Here is a 24,842-nt window from a genome sequence, read left to right as displayed (position 1 = left end):
CTCGCCACGTCAGGAGGTTCCGAATTCGTCGTCGATGAGTTTGAAGATCTCGTCGGCGGTGGCCGATTCGATCTCGCTGTCGTCGTCCATCTCGTCGTCCAGCGCCGTCGCGGTGCCGGACACCTGCCCGGTTCCGCCGGCCGACCACTTGGCCACCAGGCCCTGGAGTCGCGCCATGACCTTGTCGCGCGTCTCACCGTCGGAGTCGAGCGCCGACAGGGTGGATTCCAGGCGGTCGAGTTCTCCGAAGACGGGCTCGGTCGCGGGCCCGTCGGCGGGGGTGACCTCTTCGCGCAGGAATCGTCCGAGCGATGCCGGGGTCGGGTAGTCGAACACCAGGGTCGCCGGCAGCCGCGTTCCGGTGATCGCGTTGAGACGGTTGCGCAGTTCGACGGCCGACAGGGAGTCGAAGCCCAGGTCCTTGAACGCGTGTCCCGGCTCGATCGCCTGTCCCGACGCGTAGCCGAGGACGATGGCCACCTGGTCGCACACCAGGTCCACCAGGATGCGCTCGCGTTCCGCTTCGGATTTCCCGGCCAGGTGCTGCTTGAGCTCGGCGGCCGGGTCGGCCCCGGTGCTGGTGGCGGCCGACTCCGCGGTCCTGCGCGCGGGGCCTCGCACCAGTCCGCGCAGCAGCGCGGGTACCGGCTCGCCCACCGAGGACATGTCCATCGTCATGGGCACCAGGACGGCACCGTCGAGATCGCGGGTCGCGTCGAACAGTGCGAGCCCGGCCTCGGGGGTGAGGGCGACCATACCGGTCCTGGTCATGCGGGTGACGTCGGCGTCGGCCAGCTCGGTGGTCATGCCGCCGTCCTGCGTCCACGGGCCCCAGACGAGCGACGCCGCCGGGAGTCCCGCGGCCCTGCGGTGCTGGGCCAGGGCGTCCATGAAGGCGTTGCCCGCCGCGTAGTTGGCCTGGCCGGCGCCGCCGAAGGTTCCGGAGACGGAGGAGAACAGGATGAAGGCGGAGAGGTCGAGGTCGCGGGTCAGCTCGTGCAGATGCAGCGCCGCGTCCACCTTCGGACGCAGCACCTTGTCCACCCGCTCCGGCGTCAGCGACTCCACCACACCGTCATCCAGCACACCCGCCGCATGCACCACGGCCGACAGCGGATGCTCCGACCCGATCCCGGCCAGCAGACCCTCCACCGACGCCCGATCGGCCACATCACACGCCACGACCTCCGCCCGCGCACCGAGCCCGGCCAGCTCCGCCACCAACTCCGCCGCACCCGGCGCCTCCACGCCACGACGACTCGTCAGCACCAGAGACCGCACACCGTGCTCCACCACCAGATGACGGGCCAACAGCGCGCCCAGACCACCCGTACCACCCGTGATCAGCACCGTGCCACGGCCGTCCAGCGTCCTCGGGATCGTCAGCGCCACCTTGCCGGTGTGGCGGGCCTGGCTGATGAAGCGGAAGGCGTCGGGTGCCCTGCGGACATCCCAGGTGCGCACCGGAAGCGGTCGCAGCACTCCGCTCTCGAACAGGGAGATCAGGACGCTCCACATCTCGTGGATGCGGTCGGCGCCCGCCTCCATCAGGTCGAACGCCTGGTAGGAGACACCGGTGTACTCGGCGGCCACCTCGTCCGGAACCCTGATGTCGGTCTTGCCCATCTCCAGGAACCGGCCGCCGCGCGGCAGCAGTCGCAGACCCGCGTCCACGAACTCCCGGGCCAGCGAGTCGAGCACCACGTCCATGCCGCGTCCGCCGGTCGCGTCGAGGAAGCGCTTCTCGAAGTCCAGCGTCCGCGACGACGCGATGTGCTCGTCGTCCAGGCCGAGTGCCCGCAGGGTGTCCCACTTGCCCTCGCTCGCGGTACCGAACACCTCGGCTCCGAGGTGCCGCGCCAGCTGGAGCGTGGCCATGCCCACACCACCGGCCGCCGAGTGCACCAGCACCGACTGACCGGCCTCGAGACCTGCCAGGTCCACCATGGCGTAGTAGGCCGTCAGGAACACGATGGGCGTGGAGGCCGCCTGCTCGAACGTCCAGCTCTCCGGGACCCGGGCGACCACGCGCCGGTCGGTGATGGCGACCGGGCCGAACGACCCGCCGAAGATGCCCATCACCGGGTCGCCGGGCGCGAGGTCCGTCACCGCGGAGCCGACCTCGGTCACCACGCCGGCGCCCTCGCCACCGAGCGGCCCGGCCTCGCCGGGGTACATCCCCAAGGCGTTGAGCACATCGCGGAAGTTCAGGCCCGCGGCGCGCAGCGCCACCCTGATCTCGGTCGCGCCCAGTTCCTCCGTCACATCGGGGCTGGGCAGCAGCGCCAGGTTCTCCAAGGTCCCCTTGGCGTGCATGTCCAGCCGCCATTCCCGAATCCCCGCGGGCGGCAGCAGCGCGGTGCCCGAGGAGACCCGGGCCATGCGCTGGCCGAGCACCGTGCCCTCGCGGACCACGGCCTGCGGCTCGTCGCCGGCGAGCACCGTGGGCAGTGCCGCCTTGGACGCCTCGGCGGGCTCCTGTGGGTCCAGGTCCACCAGGACGAAGCAGTTCGGGTTCTCCGACTGCGCGGACCGCACCATGCCCCAGAGGGGGGCGTGGATCATGTCCGGGGTCTCGTCGCGGTCTTCGGGCGCCATGGCGCCCGAGGTCACGAAGACCAGTCGGGAGGAGGCGAACCGGCGGTCGCCGAGCCAGCCCTGGATCATGCCCAGCGTGTGGTGCGTCACCGCGTGGATGGCGCCCGCGGGCTCCAGGCCCTGCTTGCCCTTGCCCTTGCCCTGGCCCTTCGTCTTGCTCTTGGGCGTGCCCTGCGCCGCCGGGTCGTCGAGACCGGGCGCGTAGGACACCAGCACGGCCTCCGGGGCAGTGGCGCCACCGTCGATCGCGGCGCCCAGTGCCTCGAGGTCGGCGTAGGCGGTCACCTCGGCCCCGGCGATCTCACCGGCGGCCAGTCCGTAGGGGTCGGTGCCCACCACGGCCCACTGTGCCGTTGCCACCTCGGCCGGAGCGATGGCCGGGACAGGGGTCCAGTCCAGCGTGAACAGCGAGTCGCGGAACGCCGCGGTCCTGGCCGCGTCGATGTGTTCCACGGACACCGGGCGCAGCACGAGGGATTCGATCGACGCCACGGGGCGGCCGGTTCCGTCGGCCACCGTGAGGGAGATCGAGTCCGGTCCGAGCTTGCTGAGCCGCACCCGCAGCGTGGACGCGCCACCGGCGTGGAGCGACACCCCGCTCCAGGAGAACGGGAGCCGGGAGAGGCCGACGTCCTCCAGGGCGACGAACGTCACCGCTTGCACGGCGGCGTCCAGCAGGGCCGGGTGGAGGCCGAAGTCGACCGCGTCCGACGCGTGCTCCCCGAGGCTGACCTCGACGTAGACGTCGTCGCCCGAGCGCCAGGCGGCCCGCAGGCCCTGGAACACCGGGCCGTAGGCGAACCCGGTGGCGGCGAAGCGCTCGTAGAAGTCGTCGATCTCCAGGGCTTCGGTGCCCTCGGGGGGCCAGACGCCGAAGTCGAACGACGGCTCGGGGCCGGCCGGGGCGAGCGCACCACTCGCGTGCTGCGTCCACGGCTGGTCCGAGGTCGCGTCGGCCGGGCGGGAGTACAGGCTGAGCGAGCGGTGACCCGTCTCGTCCGCGTCACCCACGCACAGCTGCACCTGGACCGGTTCGTTCTCGGGCAGGACCATCGGGGTGGCCAGGGTGACCTCTTCCACCCGGCCGCATCCGACCTGGTCGGCGGCGCGAATGGCCAGTTCGAGGAACCCGGTCCCGGGGAACAGGGCCGCGCCCCCGATCGCGTGGTCGGCGAGCCACGGCTGGCTCTGCACCGACAGCCTGCTGGTGAACAGGAATCCGTCGCTGCCCGCGAGTTCGACTCCGGCACCCAGCAGCGGGTGGTTGGGCGAGCTGAGCCCGATGGAGGCGACGTCGCCGGTCATGGCGCCGGGGGCCTTCGGCCAGTAGCGCTGCCGCTGGAAGGCGTAGGTGGGCAGCTCCACCCGCCGGACGTCACGCCCGGCGAACGCCGTCGACCAGTCCACCGTCGTGCCGTGGACGTGGAGTTCGGCCAGCGCCGTGGTCAGCGACTGGGTTTCGGGACGGTTCTTGCGCAGAGCGGGGACGAGGGTGAAGGCGGCGACCCCTCCGTCCTCGTCGGACGCCAGGCAGTCCTGGGCCATCGCGGTGAGCACACCATCGGGCCCCACTTCCAGGAACGAGGTGACCCCGAGCTTCTCCAGGGCCCGTACCCCGTCCGCGAAGCGCACCGCCTCCCGCACATGCCGCACCCAGTACTCCGGGGAGCACACTTCGGCCGCACCCGCCGGCTTACCGGTGAGGTTGGAGACCAAGGAGATCGACGGTGCCTGGAAGGACAGGCCCGTGACGACGTCTCGGAAGTCGTCCAGCATCGCGTCCATACGAGGCGAGTGGAACGCGTGGCTGACCGTCAGCCGGCGGGTCTTACGGCCCTGCCGCTCCCACTCTCCGGCGACCTCCAGAGCCGCGGCCTCATCGCCCGCGATCACCACGGCCGTCGGGCCGTTGACCGCGGCGATGCTCAGCTCGGCCTCACGGCCGGCCAGCGAACCGGCGATCTCCTCCTCCGACGCCTGTACCGCCACCATCGCGCCGCCCTCGGGCAGCGCCTGCATCAGCCGGCCACGCGCCACGATGAGCGCGCACGCGTCCTCCAGCGAGAGCACCCCGGCCACATGCGCGGCGGCGACCTCGCCCACCGAGTGGCCGATCAGCACGTCCGCGGTGACTCCCCAGTGCTCCAGCAGCCGGAAGAGCGCCACCTCGATGGCGAACAGCGCGGGCTGGGTGAAGGCCGTCTGATCGAGCAGCGCGGCGTCCGCGCTGTCCTCGGCGGCGAACATCACTTCCTGCAGCGGCCGGTCGAGCAGCACATCGAGATGCGCACACACCTCGTCCAGCGCACGGGCGAACACCGGGAAGCCGTCGTACAGCTCCCGTCCCATGCCCAGGCGCTGCGCACCCTGGCCCGAGAACAGGAACGCCGTCTTGCCGGCGGTGCCCACCGATCCCTGGACGACTCCGGGGGCCGTGGCGCCCGAGGCGATGGCGTCGAGACCGCTCAGCAGCCCGTCCCGGTCGCCGCTCAAGAGCACGGCGCGGTGGTCGAAGGCGGACCGGGTGGTCGCCAGCGAATAGCCCACGTCGTCGAGGTCGAGCTCGGGGTGGGCCGTCACGTAGTCGTGCAGGTTCCTCGCCTGGGCGCGCAGCGCCTCGGCGCCCTTGCCGTTGACCGTCCAGGGAAGCGTGTCCGAACCGGCCGGCGGAGCGTCCGTACGGACCCGCTCCACCGTCTCCGGCTCCTCCGGCTCCGGGGCCTGCTCGATGATGGTGTGGGCGTTGGTGCCGCTGATGCCGAACGAGGAGATGCCCGCCCGGCGCGGCTCGCCGTTCTCCGGCCACGGGGTCGGCGCGGTCAGCAGCCGGACCTCGCCCGCCGTCCAGTCCACATGCGGCGTCGGCTCGTCGACATGGAGCGTCTGCGGCAGCACGCCCTCACGCATGGCCATCACCATCTTGATGATCCCCGCGACACCGGCGGCCGCCTGGGTGTGCCCGATGTTCGACTTGATGGAGCCCAGCCACAGCGGCTCGTTCTCCGGCCGCCCCTGGCCGTAGGTGGCCAGCAGCGCCTGCGCCTCGATCGGGTCACCGAGCCGGGTGCCGGTGCCGTGCGCCTCGACCGCCTGCACCTGGTGGGCGGCGAGGTCGGCGCTGGCCAGCGCCTGGCGGATCACCCGCTGCTGCGACGGGCCGTTGGGCGCCGTCAGGCCGTTGGACGCGCCGTCCTGGTTGACGGCGGAGCCGCGCACGATCGCCATCACCGGGTGACCGTTGCGCCGCGCGTCCGACAGCCGCTCGAGCAGCAGCATGCCGACGCCCTCGGCCCAGCCCGTGCCGTCGGCCGATGCCGCGAACGCCTTGCACCGTCCGTCCGTCGACAGCCCCTTCTGGCGGCTGAAGTCCACGAACGAGCCCGGGCTGGACATGATCGTGACACCGCCGGCCAGCGCGAGGGAGGACTCTCCCTGGCGCAGCGACTGCACGGCCATGTGCAGCGCCACCAGCGAGGAGGAGCACGCCGTGTCCACCGTGACGGCCGGTCCTTCGAGGCCGAAGGTGTAGGAGATACGGCCCGATACGACGCTGCCCGAGTTGCCGGTTCCGAGGTAGCCCTCGGGTCCGCCCGGGGCGGCCAGCAGCAGGCCGATGTAGTCCTGGCCGTTGCTGCCCGCGAAGACGCCGGTCCGGCTTCCCTTGAGCGACATGGGGTCGATGCCCGCCCGCTCGATCGCCTCCCAGGAGGTCTCCAGCAGCAGCCGCTGCTGCGGGTCAATGGTCAGCGCCTCGCGGGGGGCGATGCCGAAGAACACCGGGTCGAATTCGTCGGCGTCGTAGACGAAGCCGCCGCCGCTCGCGTAGCTGGTGCCCGTGTTCTCCGGGTCCGGGTCGTAGAGGTCGTCGAGGTCCCAGCCACGGTTGGTCGGGTAGGCGCTGATCACGTCGCTGCCCTCGGAGACCAGTCGCCACAGGTCCTCGGGAGTGCGCACGCCACCGGGGAAGCGGCAGCTCATCGACACGATCGCGATCGGATCGTCGTCCACGACGGTGCCCGTCGCCACCGGCAGGTCGTCCACCGGCGCGGGGTCGGTGCCCTGCACCTCACCCAGGATGAACCGGGCGAGCACAGTGGGTGTCGGGTAGTCGAAGGCCACGGTGACCGGCAGGTTCACACCGGCGGCCGTGCTGAGGCCGTTGCGCAGCTCCACCGCGGTCAGCGAGTCGAATCCGATGTCCCTGAAGGCCCGGTCCGGCTCCACCGCGTCGGCGCTCGGGTATCCGATCACCTCGGCGGCCTGGGACCTGACGAGGTCGAGCACCTCCGCCTCGCGTTCGACGGCCGACAGCCCCTCGAGGCGCTCGGCCAGCCCGGAGAGCGCCGCACCCAGCTCGGCCTCCGCCGCCTCCAGGGCCTGCCGCACCTCCGGCAGCTCGTTCAGCAGCGGACGCGGCCGGGCCGAGGCGAAGCCGGGGGCGTAGCGCTCCCAGTCCACGTCGGCGACGGTGACGTCGACCTCGTCGTGATCGAGCGCCTGCTGAAGGGCGTCGACGGCGAGTTCGGGCACCAGCGGCGGCATACCGCGCCGCTTCAGCTGGGCCGAGGTGGCGTCGTCGACCAGACCACCGCCACCCCAGGCACCCCACGCCACCGAGGTCGCGGCCAGCCCCTGGGCCCGGCGCTGCTGCGCCAGGGCGTCGAGGAAGGCGTTCGCGGCGGCGTAGCTGCCCTGACCGGCACCACCGACGGTTCCGGCGTAGGAGGAGAAGAGGATGAAAGCGGACAGATCCAGGTCCTGGGTCAGCTCGTGGAGGTTCACCACGGCGTCCACCTTGGGCCGGAAGACACCCTGCGTCCTGGGGACGGTGAGGGTGTCGATGAGGCCGTCGTCCAGCACACCGGCCGCGTGCACCACCGCGGTCAGCGGGTACTCCGCGGGCAGCCCGTCGAGGAGCTCCCGCAACGCGCCGCGGTCGGCGGCGTCACAGGCCGCGACGGTGACCCGCACACCGAGAGCGGTCAGCTCGTCCCGCAGCTCGGCCGCGCCGGGGGCGTCCAGGCCGCGGCGGCTCGTCAGCACCAGGTGCTCGGCGCCGCCACGGGCGAGCCAGCGGGCGAGGCGGCCACCGAGGGCACCGGTACCACCGGTGATCAGGACGCTGCCGCCGGCCTGCCAGGTACGGGCCGGCCGGGCGTCGCCCAAGGGCGCCCGGACGAGCCGCCGGCCGAAGATCCCGGAGGCGCGCACCGCGACCTGGTCCTCGTCACCGGAGCGCCCGATCAGGCCGACCAGACGGTTCAGCACCCGGTCGTCGATCGCGTCCGGCGACTCGGGGAGGTCGACGAGACCGCCCCACCGCTGTGCGTACTCCAGGCCGACCACTCGGCCCAGACCCCACACCAGGGACTGCTTGACGCTGCCGACCCGGTCGGAGCGGCCCACGGACACGGCTCCGGTGGTGGCGAGCCAGAGCGGCACATCGATGTCGATGTCGCTCAGCGCCTGGACCAGGGTCACGGTGCCGGCGAAGCCGCGCGGAACGCCCGGGTGTTCGGCGAGTGCCTCCTCGTCGAGCGCGAGCAGGGAGAGCACTCCGTCGATCGCGAGCGTCCCCTCCTGCTCGGAACCGTCCGCGGAGAGTGTGCGGGGGGCCGCGTCCCGGAGGAGTCCGGTCAGCGACGACCGCTCCGGCTCCGACTCGTCCAGGTCGACCCGCACCATGCGGGCACCGTGGCGCTCCACGTCCCGCGCGATGCGCTCCGCCAGTTCACGGGCGGTGTCGACCGGCGGGACGACGACCAGCCAGGTACCGGTGATCGGGGCGCCCCGCTCCTGCTCGGAACCGGACGACGGCTGGTCGATCAGGGGCTTCCAGTTGATCCGGTAGCGCCAGTTGTCGACCGTCGAGCGGTCACGCCTGCCGCGCCGGTACGACGACAGGGCCGGCAGCACCGCGCTCAGCGGCGCCTCCCCGTCGAGCTCCAGCGTCCGCGCCAGTCCTTCGAGGTCCTCGCGCTCAACGGCCTCCCAGAACCGGGCGTCCACCGCGTCGGCCTCGGACACCGGGGCATTGCCGGACCCGGCGTCATCGGAGGGCTGCGGCCAGTACCGCTGCCGCTGGAAGGCGTAGGTGGGCAGGTCGACCTGACGGGCGCCGTGCCCGGCGAACACCTTCGGCCAGTCGACACCGGCCCCATTGACATGCAGCTCGGCGATCGAGGTCAGGAACCGCTCCAGACCGCCCTCGTCGCGCCGCAGGGTGCCGACGACCACGGCCTGGGCCCCAGCGGCCTCCACCGTCTGCTGCACCGGCAGGGTCAGCACCGGGTGCGGGCTCACCTCGATGAACACGTCATGCCCGCTGCCGAGCAGGGTGCGGGTGGTGGCCTCAAGCTCAACGGTCTGCCGCAGGTTGCGGTACCAGTACTCGGCGTCCAGACCGGCGGTGTCCACCAGCTCACCGGAAACCGTCGAGTAGAACGGCACCTCCGAGGAACGCGGCTGGATGTCCGCCAGAACCTTCAGCAGCTCGTCGTGGATCGCCTCCACATGCGCCGAGTGCGAGGCGTAGTCCACCGGAACCCGGCGAACACGCACCTCCTCACCCTCAAGTTGCGCCACCATCTCATCCAGCGCACCCGGGTCACCGGACACCACAACCGACCCCGGGCCATTCACCGCCGCGACGGATATTCCGCCGTCCCAAGCGGCGATGCGCTCCTTGACCTGGTCGACCGGCAGCCCGACCGACACCATGCCACCACGACCCGCAAGGCCCGCCGCGATGGCCTGCGACCGCAAGGTCACCACCTTCGCGGCGTCTTCGAGCGAGAGCGCACCCGCGACACAGGCCGCCGCGATCTCACCCTGGCTGTGACCCATCATCGCATCCGGCTCCACACCCACCGAACGCCACAACTTCGCCAGCGACACCATCACCGCGAACAGCACCGGCTGAACGACGTCCACCCGGTCGAAACCGGGAGCGCCCTCAACCCCGCGCAGCACATCCGTCAGCGACCAGTCCACATGAGCCGACAACGCCGCCTCACACTCACCGATCGCCTCCGCGAACACCGGCGAGGACTCCAACAGCCCCACCGCCATGCCCATCCACTGCGCGCCCTGGCCGGGGAACACGAACACCGAACGGCCAGTTGCCTCGGCGGCGCTGGCGCGGACCACACCCGGTGCCTTCGCACCCTGGGCCACCGCCTCCAGGCGCTCCAGGAGCTCCTCGCGGCCGGTCCCGGTCACCGCGGCCCGGTACTGGAACGCGGACCTGGTCGTCGCCAGGGAGAGCGCCACATCGGCGGTACGAAGCTCCGGGCGCTCGGCCACGAACTCCCGCAGCGTGGCCGCCTGGGCCTGCAGCGCGTCGCTGCTCTTGCCCGCCAGGACCCACGCCACCGGGCCATCGGCCACCTCGGCGTCGGCGGTCTCGGCCGCCTCGATCTCCGGAGCCTGCTCCAGGATGGTGTGCACGTTGGTGCCACTCATGCCGAACGCCGACACACCCGCACGCCGCGGATGCCCGGTCTCCGGCCACGGCCTGGCCTCGGCCAGCAGCTCGACGTCGCCCTCCGTCCAGTCCACGTGGGGCGAGGGCTCGTCGAGGTGCAGCGTCTTCGGCAGCACGCCGTGACGCATCGCCATCACCATCTTGATGACGCCGCCCACGCCCGCGGCCGCCTGCGAGTGGCCGATGTTCGACTTGATGGCGCCCAGCATCAGCGGCTGGCCCTCGGGACGCTCCTGGCCGTAGGTGGCCAGCAGCGCCTGCGCCTCGATCGGGTCACCCAGCGAGGTGCCCGTGCCGTGCGCCTCGACCGCGTCCACCTCGGCGGCCGACAGGCGGGCGTTCGCCAGCGCCTGACGGATCACCCGCTGCTGCGAGGGACCGTTCGGCGCCGTCAGACCGTTGGACGCACCGTCCTGGTTCACCGCGCTGCCGCGCACCACGGCGAGGATGGGGTGTCCGTTGCGGCGGGCGTCCGACAGCCGCTCGAGGACGAGCATGCCGACGCCTTCGGCCCAGCTGGCGCCGTCCGCGGCGGCCGAGAAGGGCTTGCTGCGTCCGTCGGAGGCGAGCGCACGCTGCCGGCTGAACTCGACCAGCGACATCGGGGTGGACATCACCGTCACACCGCCCGCCAGCGCCAGCGAGCACTCGCCCTGGCGCAGCGCCTGCCATGCGAGATGCAGGGCCACCAGCGACGACGAGCACGCGGTGTCCACCGTCATGGCGGGCCCCTCGAGGCCCATGGTGTAGGAGATGCGACCCGACAGCACGCTCGGCGAGACACCGGTGCCGACGAGGCCCTCGACCGCTTCCTGGGATCCGGCGAGGACACCGCCGTAGTCCTGGTAGGTCACGCCCGCGAAGACGCCGGTCTGGCTGCCCTTCGCCGAGAGCGGGTCGATACCGGCCCGCTCCAGCGCCTCCCACGAGGTTTCCAGCAGCAGACGGTGCTGCGGGTCCATCGCGATTGCCTCACGGGGCGAAATCCCGAAGAACGCCGGGTCGAACTGGCTGGCGCCGTGCAGGAAGCCACCTTCCTGCGTGTAGCACTTGCCGGGCTCGTCCGGGTCCGGGTCGTAGAGGTTCTCCACATCCCAGCCGCGGTCCGTCGGGAAGGGCGAGATGCCGTCCCGGCCCTGGGCGACGAGGTCCCACAGATCCTCCGGGGTGGCCACCCCTCCGGGATAGCGGCAGCTCATCCCCACGATCACGATCGGCTCGTCGCTGTCCGCCACCGCGACCGGCACCGGCTGCCGCGCCCCGGTCAGCGCGCCGAGGACCTCGGCACGGGCGAACTTCGCCAGTTCGACGGGGGTCGGGTAGTCGAAGACGGCCGTCGCCGGGAGGCGCAGGCCGATGGCCTTGCTCACCCGGTTGCGGAACTCGACGGCGGTCAGCGAGCTGAAGCCGAGGTCCTTGAACGCCTGTGAGCCCTGGACCTGGTCGGCGGAATCGTGTCCGAGCACCGCCGCGACATGTGTGCGGACCACATCGAGCAGCACACGGTCCTGCTCGGGCTCGGAGAGTCCGGCCAGCCGCTCCCGCAGCGCGGCGAGCGGCCCGGACCCGGACTCGGGTCCGCTCCGCTGGGCGGTGCGCCGTGCGGTCCTGCGTCGACGGGCAGGCATGGCGGTGGTCTCCTCCACGGGGGTTTCGGTGGCCACGGGGGATTCGGTGGCCGTCGGTGCGTCGGTGCTCGCCTCGGGCGAGGCGGCGGGCTCCGGCAGGGTCTCGGTCGTCTCCGGCGCCGGGAACTCCGGCTGGTCCGTGGCGACCTGGCGCAGCGTCAGCGTGTCGGCGGAGACCACGGCCTCGCCGGCTCCGTCGACCGCGGCCAGGGAGAGGGTCTCCGGGCCCGTGCGGGCGAGTCGGACACGCAGCTCGGAGGCGCCGGACGCGTACAGCGACACCCCGGCCAGGCTGAACAGGATGCGGCCGCGCCCCACGCCGTCCAGCACTCCGAGGCCGAGCGGCTGCAATGCCGCGTCCAGAAGGGCCGGGTGCAGCCCGAACCGCTCGGCTTCCGCGACGGACTCCTCGGCCAGGCTGATCTCGGCGAACACCTCGTCATCGCGCTGCCACACCGCTCGCAGGCCACGGAAGGAGGGTCCGTAGACGAGGCCGCTTTCGGCGAGCAGCTCGTACATGCCGTCCACGTCGACGCGCTCGGCGCCGGGCGGGGGCCATGCGGCGGAGGCGAAGCGCACCGCTCCTTCGGCGGTCGCGATGTCCTCCGGCTCCGGGGCGAGCACACCGCTGGCGTGGCAGATCCACTCGTCCTCGTCGTCGTCCACCGGCTCGGCCACGCGCGAGTACATCTCCAGCGAACGGGTGCCGAACTCGTCCTCCTCGCCGAGGACGAGCTGAATCTGGACTCCGTTCCCTCGGGGGAGGACCAGCGGCGCCTGGCTGACGAGCTCTTCCACATGGCCGAGGCCGACCTCGTCACCGGCGCGAATCGCCAGTTCCACGAGGGCCGTAGTGGCCAGGACCGCCTCGCCGCGCAGGACATGGTCCGCCAGCCAGGGCTGGGTGTGCAGCGAGAGCGTTCCGGTGAAGACCAGGCTGTCGGTGCCCGCGAGGGGAACGGCTCCGCCGAGCAGCGGGTGATCGGCGGGGTCGAGGCCGAAGGCGGCGGCGTCTCCCGCCGCGGTGCCGGCCTCCAGCCAGTAGCGCTGGTGCTGGAACGCGTAGGTGGGCAGGTCCACGCGGCGGGCGCCGCGTCCGGCGAAGAAGGCGCGCCAGTCGACGGTTTCGCCGTGGACGTGTGTTTCGGCGAGGGCCGCGACGAGCGCCTGCGTCTCGGGACGGTCCTTGCGCAGCGCCGGGACCAGCAGGGGGGCCGGTGCGTCCTCGGCGGCGATGTCGTCGACCGGTTCGGTCAGGCAGTCCTGGGCCATCGCGGACAGCACGCCGTCGGGGCCCACCTCGAGGTAGGTGGTGACGCCCTGGGCTTCGAGGGTCCGCACCCCGTTGAGGAAGCGGACGGTCTCGCGCACGTGCCGCACCCAGTACTCCGGCGAGCGCACCTCTTCGGCACCGGCCTGCTCACCCGTGACGTTCGAGATGAACGCGGTGGACGGGCCGTGGTAGGTGAGCGTCTCCGCGACCGCGCGGAAGCCGTCCAGCATCGCGTCCATGTGCGGGGAGTGGAAGGCGTGGCTGACCCGCAGGCGGCGGGTCTTGCGGCCCCGCTCCGCCCACTGTCCGGCGATCTCCAGCGCCGCTTCCTCGTCACCGGCGATGACCACGGCGTTCGGGCCGTTGACGGCGGCCATGCTCAGCTCGGCCTCACGGCCGGCGAGCGAACCGGTGATCTCCTCCTCCGACGCCTCGATGGCGACCATCGCCCCGCCCTCGGGCAGCGCCTGCATCAGGCGGCCACGGGCGGCCACCAGGGTGCAGGCGTCCTCCAGGGAGAACACCCCGGCAACGTGGGCGGCGGCGATCTCGCCGATGGAGTGTCCGATCAGCACATCCGGGGTAATCCCCCAGTGCTCCAGCAACCGGAACAACGCCACCTCGATGGCGAAGAGCGCGGGCTGGGTGAACGCCGTCTGGTCCAGCAGCGCGGCATCCGCACTGCCCTCGGCCGCGAACATCACCTCACGCAGCGGACGGTCCAGCACCACATCCAGGTGCGCACACACCTCGTCCAGCGCACGGGCGAACACCGGGAACGCGTCGTACAACTCCCGCCCCATGCCCAGACGCTGCGCACCCTGGCCGGTGAACAGGAACGCGGTCTTTCCGGCCTTGGCCGCCTGCCCCTGGACGATGCCGGGGGCGTCGTCGCCGGCGGCGACGGTCTCCAGGCCACGCAGCAGCGTCTCGCGTTCGGTGCCCAGCAGCACCGCACGGTGCTCGAACACCGATCGCGTGGCGACCAGCGATTCGGCGATGTCCAGCACGCCGGGCTCGGCCCCGTCGGAAAGGTGGGCGCGCAGCCGCTCGGCCTGGGCCCGGAGGGCTTCCGGGCTCCGGGCGGAGAGCACCCAGGGGGCCATGCCGTGGTCGTCGGCGGGGGTCTGGACGGGCTCCGTCTCGTCCTGGACCGGGGCCTGTTCAATGATGGTGTGCGCGTTGGTGCCGCTCACACCGAAGGCGGAGATACCCGCCCGGCGCGGCTGCTCGGTCTCGGGCCACGCGGCGGCCTCGGTCAGCAGCCGCACCTCGCCAGCCGACCAGTCCACCTCGCGCGACGGCTCATTCACATGCAGCGTCCGCGGCAACACCCCGTGCCGCATGGCCATCACCATCTTGATGACACCGGCGACACCGGCCGCGGCCTGGGTGTGACCGATGTTCGACTTGATCGATCCCAGCCAGAGCGGCAGGTCCTCCGGGCGCTCCTGGCCGTAGGTGGCCAGCAGCGCCTGCGCCTCGATCGGGTCACCCAGCGTCGTGCCGGTGCCGTGTGCCTCGATCACCTGGACGTCGGCCGGCGAGAGCTGGGCGTTGGCGAGGGCCTGGCGGATGACCCGCTGCTGCGAGGGGCCGTTGGGCGCCGTCAGACCATTGGAGGCACCGTCCTGGTTGACGGCGGAGCCGCGCACGATCGCCAGCACCTGGTGGCCGTTGCGCCGGGCGTCCGACAGCCGCTCCACCAGCAGCATGCCCACACCCTCGGACCAGCCGGTGCCGTCCGCGGCGTCCGCGAACGGCTTGCACCGGCCGTCGGGGGCGAGCCCGCGCTGACGGCTGAACTCCACGAAGGCGGCCGGGCTGGTCATCACGGTGACGCCACCGGCGAGCGCCATGGAGCACTCGCCCTGGCGCACCGCCTGCGCGGCCTGGTGCAGCGCGACCAGCGACGACGAGCACGCCGTGTCCACCGTCAGCGCGGGTCCCTCAAGACCGAATGTGTAGGAGATGCGGCCCGACACGACCGAAGTGGCGCTGCCGGTCAGCATCTGCCCTTCGAGTCCCTCGGGGATCTCGTGCAGCCCCGTTCCGTAACCGGAGGTCGCGGCTCCGACATAGACACCGATCTGGCTGCCGCGCATGGACGCCGGGTCGATACCGGCCCGCTCGAACGCCTCCCACGAGGTCTCCAGCAGCAGCCTCTGCTGCGGGTCCATGGCGAGCGCCTCGCGCGGCGAGATCCCGAAGAACGCCGCGTCGAACTCGCTCGCCCCGTCGAGGAAGCCGCCCTCGCGGGCGTAGAACGTGCCCGACCGCTCCGGGTCGGGGTCGTACATCCCCTCGACATCCCATCCACGGTCGGAGGGGAAGTCCGTGATGGCGTCCGTACCGGCCGCCACGAGGTTCCACAGCTCCTCCGGGCTGCGCACACCGCCCGGGAAGCGGCAACTCATCCCGACGATCGCGATCGGATCGTCGTCGACCGGGACCGCCACCGCCGACGGCGCGGCCACCGCGTTTCGCGTCCCCAGCACCTCGGCACGCAGATGGCCGGCCAGCACCGTGGCGCTCGGGTAGTCGAAGACCAGCGTGGCCGGCAGCACCAGCCCGGTCTCCGCGTTCAGCCGGTTACGGAACTCAACGGCCGTCAGCGAGTCGAAGCCCAGCTCCTTGAACGCCCGGCCGGGCTCGACCGCCTCCGCACCCGCGAAGCCGAGGACGGCCGCCGCGTGGGCACGCACCAGGTCGAGCAGGGTCCGGTCGATCTCGGCCTCGGTGAGCCCCGCCAGGCGCTCCCGCAGTGCCGAACCGGTGCCGGCGCCTTCGGCGTTGCCGGCGCTTGCCAGCGCCCGCTGGACCTCGGGCAGATCGCCGAGGAGCGGGCTCGGCCGCCCGATCGTGAACGCGGGGGCGAATCGCTCCCAGTCCACATCGGCGACCGTGAGCACACCGTCGTCACCCGCGACCGCTCCCTGCAGCGCGGCGATCGCCAGGCCGGGCACCATCGCGGGCAGACCGCGGCGCGCCAGATGGTCGGCCTCGTCCCCGGCCGCCATGCCGCCCTCGGCCCAGGGACCCCAGGCCACGGCCGTACCGGCGAGGCCGCGGGCACGGCGGTCCTCCACCAGAGCGTCCAGGTAGGCGTTGGCCGCACCGTAGGCGGCCTGGCCGCCGCTGCCCCACACACCCGCGATCGAGGAGAAGACCACGAACGCGTCCAGCTCCCGGTCGCCCAGCAGCTCGTCCAGATTGACGGCGCCGGCCACCTTGCCGGAGACCACGGCGGCGGCGTCGGCCAGCCCGGTCTCGGCCAGCGGCCCGGCCCCGTTGGCGCCCGCCGCGTGCACCACGGCCGTCAGCGGATGCTCCTCCGGCACCGCGGCCAGCACCGCGGCCAGTTGCTCGCGGTCGGCCACATCGCAGGCCGCCACGGTCACCCGGGCGCCCAGCGCCTCCAGCTCCTCGCGCAGCTCGGGCGCGCCCGGCGCCTCGAGACCACGACGGCTGGTCAGCACCAGGTGCTCGGCGCCGTTGCGCACCAGCCAGCGGGCCACCTGCCCGCCCAGCGCGCCCGTGCCACCGGTGACCAGCACCGTGCCGCGCGCCCGCCACGTCGTTACGTCGGCGACGGGCGCGGCGGACCGCGTCAGACGGCGTGCGAACACGCCGGAGCCGCGCACCGCCACCTGGTCCTCGACGACCTCGGTGGCCTCGGCGGCCAGCACACCGGCCAGCCGCGCGACCGCACGCTCGTCCAGCGACTCGGGCAGGTCGATCAGACCGCCCCACAGCCGCGGCAGCTCCAGCGCGGCCACCCGGCCCAGCGCCCACACCATCGCCTGCTTCGGGTGGCTGAGCCTTTCGGAGCGGCCCACCGACACGGCGCCCCGCGTACCGCACCACAGCGGAGCCTCGATACCGGCGTCGGCCATGGCCCGCACCAGTGTCAGCGTCAGGGCGAGACCACTGGGGAGCGCGGAGTGTCCCGGGCAGGGCTCCTCGTCCAGGGCGAGCAGCGACAACACGCCGCCCAGCGCGGGCGCGTCGGCGGCCGCCTCACGCAGCCGCTCCCCCAGCACCTCGGCTTCGAGGTGCCGCTCGTCGGCCAGCAGCGACACCACGCCCGCGCCATGCCGCTCGAGCCCGGAGAGAACCTCCGTCACCAGCTCGTCCTCGGCACGGGACGCCGGCACCACTACCAGCCACGTGCCCGACAGCGACCTCTCGGCCACGTCCGGGACCGGCTTCCAGGCCACCCGGTAGCGCCAGTTGTCGATCGTGGACTGGTCACGTCGGTTGCGGTGGTACGTGGACAGGGCGGGCAGCACCGCGCTCAGCGGCGTCTCGCCGTCGACGTCGAGCGTCTCGGCGAGCGCTTCGAGATCCTCGCGCTCGACCGCTTCCCAGAACCGCGCGTCCACCGAGTCGACGGCGCTCGACGCGCCCAAGCCGTTCAGGGAGATGGACACCTCGGGCCAGAACCGCTCGCGCTGGAAGGCGTACGTCGGCAGCTCCACCATCCGCGCACCGCGCCCGGCGACCACGGACTCCCACTCCACCGAGGCTCCGTGGACGTGGAGTTCGGCCAGCGCCATCGTCAGCGCCTGGGCCTCGGGACGGTCCTTGCGCAGCACCGGCACCACGGCCGAGGCCGCGGCCTGGTCCTCCGTCAGGCAGTCCCGCGCCATCGCGGACAGCACGCCGTCGGGGCCGACCTCCAGGAACCTGGTGACGCCCTGGGCGGTGAGTGCCCGCATGCCATCCGCGAACCGCACCGCCTCCCGGACGTGGCGCACCCAGTACTCCGGCGAGCACACCTCGTCGCGGCTCGCCGCCTCGCCCGTCAGATTGGAGACCAGGGCGATAGACGGCGCCTGGAAGGACAGGCCCGTGACGACGTCACGGAAGTCGTCCAGCATCGCGTCCATGCGAGGCGAGTGGAACGCGTGGCTGACCGTCAGCCGACGGGTCTTACGACCCTGCTCCGCCCACTGCCCCGCGATCTCCAGCACCGCCGCTTCATCACCCGCGATCACCACGGCGTTCGGGCCGTTGACCGCGGCCATGCTCACCTCGGCCTCACGACCGGCCAGCGACGGAGCGACCTCCTCCTCCGACGCCTGGACGGCGACCATCGCCCCACCCTCGGGCAGCGCCTGCATCAGGCGGCCACGAGCGGCCACCAGCGTGCACGCGTCCTCCAACGAGAACACCCCAGCAACGTGGGCGGCGGCGATCTCGCCGATGGAATGGCCCATCACCACATCCGGGGTGACACCGAAGTGCTCCAGCAACCGGAACAACGCCACCTCGACCGCGAACAACGCGGGCTGAGTGAACGCCGTCTGATCCAGCAGCGCGGCATCCGCGCTCCCCTCCGCCGCGAACACCACCTCCCGCAACGGACGGTCCAGCACCACATCCAGGTGCGCACACACCTCGTCCAAGGCACCCGCGAACACCGGGAACGCCTCGTACAACTCCCGGCCCATACCCAGACGCTGCGCACCCTGACCCGAGAACAGGAACGCCGACTTTCCCGCCGTTACGGCCTCTCCCTGGACGACTCCCGAGGCGATTCCGCCCTGCGCGAGAGCCTGCAGGCCGCGCAGAAGGGTCTCCCGGTCCTCGCCCACCAGCACGGCACGGTGTTCGAACACCGACCTGGAGGCCAAGGTGTGCCCGACGTCGAGCACGCCGACGTCTTCCCGGGCCGCCACATGCTCGTACAGCCGCTCGGCCTGCGCCCGCAGCGCCTCCCGGTTCTTCCCGGAGACCAGCCACGGCACCACGGCCGCCGACACCGCGGCCTCGGGGGCCGCCTCCGAGGCCGCGGCCTCTACCAGGTCAGGAGCCTGCTCGAGGATGGTGTGGGCGTTGGTTCCGCTCAGTCCGAACGAGGAGACACCGGCCCGGCGCGGCCGGCCCGTCTCCGGCCACGCGGTGGCCTCCGTCAGCAGCCGCACCTCACCCGCCGACCAGTCCACCTCCCGCGACGGCTCGCCGATGTGCAGCGTCCGCGGCAGCACCCCGTGCCGCATCGCCAGCACCATCTTGATGACCCCGGCCACACCGGCCGCGGCCTGCGTGTGACCGATGTTGGACTTGATAGCGCCCAGCCACAGCGGGCGGCCGTCCGGCCGCTCCTGGCCATAGGTGGCGAGCAGCGCCTGCGCCTCGATCGGGTCACCCAGCGTCGTACCGGTGCCGTGCGCCTCGACGGCGTCCACCTCGGCGGCCGACAGTCCGGCGCTGGCCAGCGCCTGGCGGATGACCCGCTGCTGCGACGGCCCGTTGGGCGCCGTCAGACCGTTGGACGCACCGTCCTGGTTGATCGCGCTGCCCCGGACCACCGCCAGTACCGGATGGCCGTTCCTCCGCGCGTCCGACAGCCGCTCCACCAGCAGCATGCCGACGCCCTCGGACCAGCCGGTGCCGTCCGCGCCCTCCGCGAACGGCTTGCACCGACCGTCGGGCGCCAGACCGCGCTGCCGGCTGAACTCGACGAAGGCGCCCGGCGTCGACATCACCGACACTCCGCCGGCGAGCGCCAGATCGCACTCGCCCTGACGCAGTGCCTGCGCCGCGAGATGCAGCGCCACCAGCGACGACGAACACGCCGTGTCCACCGTCATCGCCGGCCCCTCGAGGCCGAACGTGTACGAGATACGCCCGGACACCACGCTGGCCGCGCTGCCCGTGCCCACATGGCCACCGAAGTCCTCGGGGGCGTCGAGCATGATCGTGGAGTAGTCCTGGCCGTTGGTGCCGACGAACACACCGGTCCGGGTGCCCCGCAGCGCGGCCGGCTTGACGCCCGCGTACTCGAATGCCTCCCAGGAGGTCTCCAGCAGCAGCCGCTGCTGCGGGTCCATGGCGACCGCCTCGCGCGGCGAGATGCCGAAGAACACCGGGTCGAACTGGGGTGCTCCGTAGAGGAAGCCGCCCTCGCGGGCGTAGAAGGTGCCCGGGTGTTCGGGGTCCGGGTGGTACATCCCCTCGACGTCCCAGCCACGGTCTCCGGGGAACCCGGCGATGCCGTCGCCGCCCTCGGCCAGGAGGCGCCACAGGTCCTGCGGGGTCTCGACACCTCCGGGGAAGCGGCAGCTCATCGCCACGATCGCGATGGGGTCGTCGTCATCCGCGGGCACACGAGGCGACACCGCGGCGGCGGCCGCCTCGGTGTGGGCTCCGCCGAGCTCCTGCCGCAGATGGCCGGCGAGCACCTCGGCGGTCGGGTAGTCGAAGACGAGGGTCGACGGCAGGCGCAGACCGGTGGCCAGGTCGAGCCGGTTGCGCAGCTCGATGGCCGTGAGGGAGTCGAACCCGAGGTCCCGGAAGGCACGGCCGGGCTCGACGGCGTCCGCCGAGAAGTGGCCGAGCGCCGAGGCCGCGTGGGTGCGGATGAGGTCCAGGAGGACGGCTTGCTGTTCGGCGCCCGAGAGTCCGGCCAGTTGTTCCCGCAGACCGGATCCCGGCTCTGTCCGGGCGGTGGCACCGCCCGAGGCGGCCAGGAGTTCCCGCGCTTCTGGGATGTCGCTCACGAGGGCGCTGGGGCCCGCGCTCAGCATCGAGGCCATACCGGCCCAGTCGATGTCGGCCACGACCAGCGCGGGCTCGTCCTGGCCGACGGCCCAGCGCAGCGTGTCCACGGCCAGCGAGGGAGTCATGGGGGGCAGTGGCCCGCCACGCGTCCGCTCCCCGGCTCGGCCGCTCGCGGCCATGCCGCTCTCGGCCCACGGGCCCCAGGCGACCGCGGTGGCCGCCAGGCCCTGGGCGCGGCGCTGCTGCGCCAGCGCGTCCAAGTAGGCATTGGCCGCCGCGTAGGCGGCCTGGCCCGCGCCGCCGACGACGCCGGCGACGGAGGAGAACAGCACGAACGCGTCGAGCGACAGTCCTTCGGTCAGCTCGTGCAGATGCCGCGCGCCCTCCACCTTCGCGGTCAGGGTCCCGGCGAGCTGGTCGACGGTCAGGCCGTCCAGCACACCGTCGTCCAGGATGCCCGCCGCGTGCACGACGGCGCTCAGCGGATACCGCTCGGGGATGGCGGTCAGCACCGCGGCGAGGGCGTCCCGATCGGCGGCGTCGCAGGCCGCGACGGTCACCTCCGCGCCCAGTTCTTCGAGCTCTGCCTTGAGCTCAACAGCGCCTTCGGCCGCCGGGCCGCGACGGCTGGTCAGCACCACGTGTTCGGCGCCCTCGCGCACGGCCCAGCGCGCCACGTGCGCGCCCAGGGCACCGGTGCCACCGGTCACCAGCACCGAGCCGCGGGGCCGCCACGCGCGCTCCGCCGACTCGTTTCCGGCGGTGACGCGGGACAGGCGCCGGGCGTACGCCCCGGAGCCGCGCACCGCCACCTGGTCCTCGCCGCCTTCGGCGGACAGCGTCCAGAGCAGCCGCGCGGCGGCGCGCTCGTCCAGCGCCTCGGGCAGATCGACGAGGCCGCCCCAGATCCGCGGGTGTTCCATGGCCGCCACCCGGCCGAGGCCCCATATCTCGGCCTGCGTCGTGCTCGTGAGCTGGTCGGAACGGCCCACCGAGACGGCACCGCGGGTGCCGCACCACAGACGGGCTTCGATGTCCGCCTCGGCCAGGGCCCGCACCAGCATCAGGGTCAGCGCGAGTCCGCGGGAGACAACGGGGTACTCGGTGCAGGGCCGCTCGTCCACGCCTACCAGGGACAGCACACCGCCGATCCCGGGCAGACCGGTGGCGATCTCACGCAGCCGTTCGGCCAGTACGCCCGGGGCGAGGTCGTCCTCGTCGGCCACGACGCGCACGACATCGGCACCGTGCCGCTGGAGTGCGGTGGACACCGACTCGGCGAACCCGTCATCGACGCCGGAGGCGGGAAGCACCACGAGCCAGGTCCCCGACAGCGTGGCCGCGGGGTTCTCCGAGACGGGCTTCCACGAGACGCGGTACCGCCAGCCGTCGACCGTGGCCCGGTCGCGCTGCTGCCGGCGGTACGACGACAGGGCGGGCAGCAACTCGCCCAGCGAGCCGCCGTCGACGTCCAGCGCCTTCGCCAGCGCGCCCAGGTCCTCGCGCTCCACCGCGTCCCAGAACCGCGCGTCCACAGTGTCCGCGGCGGCGGAGCCGGCCGATGCTCGGCTCGTGCTCTCCAGCCAGTAACGCTGACGCTGGAACGGGTAGGTCGGCAGCTCCACCGTGCGGGCGCCCCGCCCGGCGAAGACCGTTTCCCAGTCCACCGCCACGCCGTGGACGTGGGCTTCGGTCAGCGCGGCCATCAGAGCCTGGGCGTCAGGGCGCTCCTTGCGCAGGACCGGCACCACGACCGGGGCCGAAACCGCCTCTCCAGTCAGGCACTCCCGCGCCATTGCCGAGAGCACACCGTCGGGGCCCACCTCCAGGTAGGCGGTGACGCCCTGGGCCTCCAAGGAGCGAATGCCGTCGGCGAAGCGCACGGCCTCCCTGACGTGCCGCACCCAGTACTCCGCCGAGCAGACCTCATCGGCCCCGACCGGCTCTCCCGTGACATTGGAGACCAGCGCCAGGGTGGGGGTCTGGAAGGACAGCCCGCGCACGACCTTGCGGAAGTCGTCCAGCATCGCGTCCATGCGAGGCGAGTGGAACGCGTGGCTGACCCGCAGCCGGCTCGTCTTGCGCCCTTGTTCCGACCAGTGGGCGGCGATCTCCAGCGCCGCTTCCTCGTCACCGGCGATGACCACGGCGTTCGGGCCGTTGACGGCGGCGATGCTCACCTCGGCCTCACGGCCGGCAAGCGACGGAGCGACCTCGTCCTCCGACGCCTGCACCGCCACCATGGCGCCGCCCTCGGGCAGCGCCTGCATCAGACGGCCACGCGCCGCGATCAGCGTGCAGGCGTCCTCAAGCGAGAACACCCCGGCCACATGCGCGGCGGCGATCTCACCGATGGAGTGGCCGATCAGTACATCCGGGGTGACACCGAACTGCTCCAGCAGCCGGAAGAGCGCCACCTCGATGGCGAACAGCGCGGGCTGGGTGAACGCCGTCTGGTCCAGCAGTGCGGCCTCCGCGCTCCCCTCCTCCGCGAACACCACCTCCCGCAACGGACGGTCCAGCAGCAGGTCGAGCCCCGCACACACCTCGTCCAGCGCGCGAGCGAAGACCGGGAACGCGTCGTACAACTCCCGCCCCATGCCCAGACGCTGCGCGCCCTGGCCCGAGAACAGGAAAGCCGTCTTGACCACCGTTCCGGCCACGCCCTGGACCACGCCAGGAGCGGCTTCGCCGGTGGCGACCGCCTCGAGCCCGCGGAGGAGTTCCGCACGATGCGCGCCCGACACCACCGCACGGTGTTCGAACGTCGACCGTGCGGCAACCAGGGAGTGGCCGACGTCCAGGGGACTCAGCTCGGTCCGCTCGAGCAGGAACGCGCTGAGCCGTGCGGCCTGGGCCCGCAGAGCATCCGCGCCACGAGCCGACAGCAGCCACGTGGCCACACCGCTGTCCTGGTCGGAAACCGAGTTCGCCTCGGCCTCGTCCTCGTCGACCGGCGGAGCCTGCTCGATGATGGTGTGCGCGTTCGTACCGCTCACACCGAAGGCGGAGACACCGGCCCGGCGCGGCTGACCGGTCTCGGGCCACTCGGTGGCCTCCGTCAGCAGCCGCACCTCACCCGCCGACCAGTCCACCTGCCGCGACGGCTCATCCACATGCAGCGTCCGCGGCAGCACCCCGTGCCGCATCGCCATCACCATCTTGATGATCCCGCCGACACCGGCGGCGGCCTGCGTGTGACCGATGTTCGACTTCAGCGCGCCCAGCCACAGCGGGCGCCCCTCCGGCCGCTCCTGGCCATAGGTGGCCAGCAGCGCCTGCGCCTCGATCGGGTCACCCAGGGACGTACCGGTCCCGTGGGCCTCCACCACGTCCACATCGGCCGGCGTCAGCCGGGCACTTGTCAGCGCGTCCCGGATGACCCGCTGCTGAGACGGACCGTTCGGCGCCGTCAGACCGTTGGACGCACCGTCCTGGTTCACGGCGGAGCCGCGCACGACGGCCAGCACCGGGTGACCGTTCTTCCGAGCGTCGGACAGCCGCTCCACGAGCAGCATGCCCACACCCTCGGACCAGCCCGTGCCATCCGCGGAGTCCGCGAACGGCTTGCACCGGCCATCGGGCGCCAGCCCGCGCTGCCGGCTGAATTCCACAAAGGCGCTCGGGGTCGACATCACCGTCACACCACCGGCCAGCGCCAGGTCGCATTCGCCCTGACGCAGCGCCTGTACCGCGAGATGGAGCGCCACCAGCGAAGAGGAACACGCCGTGTCCACCGTCACCGCGGGTCCTTCGAGACCGAAGGTGTACGCGATACGGCCCGATACGACGGAAGCCGACGTGCCCGTCAGCAAATGGCCTTCGATTTCCTCCGGGAATTCGTCGACATCCGCCCCGTAGCCGGAGGTCGAGGCGCCCACGAAGACACCGCCCCGACGGCCCTTCACCGACCCCGGAGCGATGCCCGCACGCTCGAATGCCTCCCATGAGGTCTCCAGCAGCAGCCGCTGCTGCGGATCCATGGCAAGCGCCTCACGCGGCGAAATCCCGAAGAAGCCGGCGTCGAACTCGCCCGCGTCGTGCAGGAAACCGCCCTCGCGGGAATAGAAGGTGCCCGAGTGGTCGGGGTCCGGGTCATACATCCCGTCCACGTCCCACCCACGGTTGGACGGGAAGTCGGAAATGGCGTCGCTACCGCCGACCACCAGTTGCCACAGGTCCTCCGGGCTCCCCACCCCACCCGGAAAACGGCAGCTCATCGCCACGATCGCGATGGGGTCGGTCTCTCCTGCCTCCAACTCACGCAGGCGCTGACGCGCCTGGTGCAAATCAGCCGTCACCCGCTTGAGATAGTCCCGGAGCCTATCTTCGTTCACCATGGAAACCT

The 24,842-nt window shown here is 72.2% G+C and carries 1 protein-coding gene; it reads right to left on the bottom strand.

Annotation, left to right across the window (positions count from 1 at the left end; all coding sequences use genetic code 11):
• Positions 1–9: 9 nt before the first annotated feature.
• Entirely contained in the window at positions 10–24,834 is a 24,825-nt protein-coding gene (locus AS97_RS42075) for a type I polyketide synthase (RefSeq protein WP_210566749.1), read from the bottom strand.
• Positions 24,835–24,842: the final 8 nt, after the last annotated feature.

The sequence above is a fragment of the Streptomyces sp. AgN23 genome (assembly GCF_001598115.1).
GTDB lineage: Bacteria > Actinomycetota > Actinomycetes > Streptomycetales > Streptomycetaceae > Streptomyces > Streptomyces antimycoticus.
The sequence above is the reverse complement of the archived record's forward strand: the minus strand, read 5'-3'. Positions and strand labels throughout refer to the sequence as shown.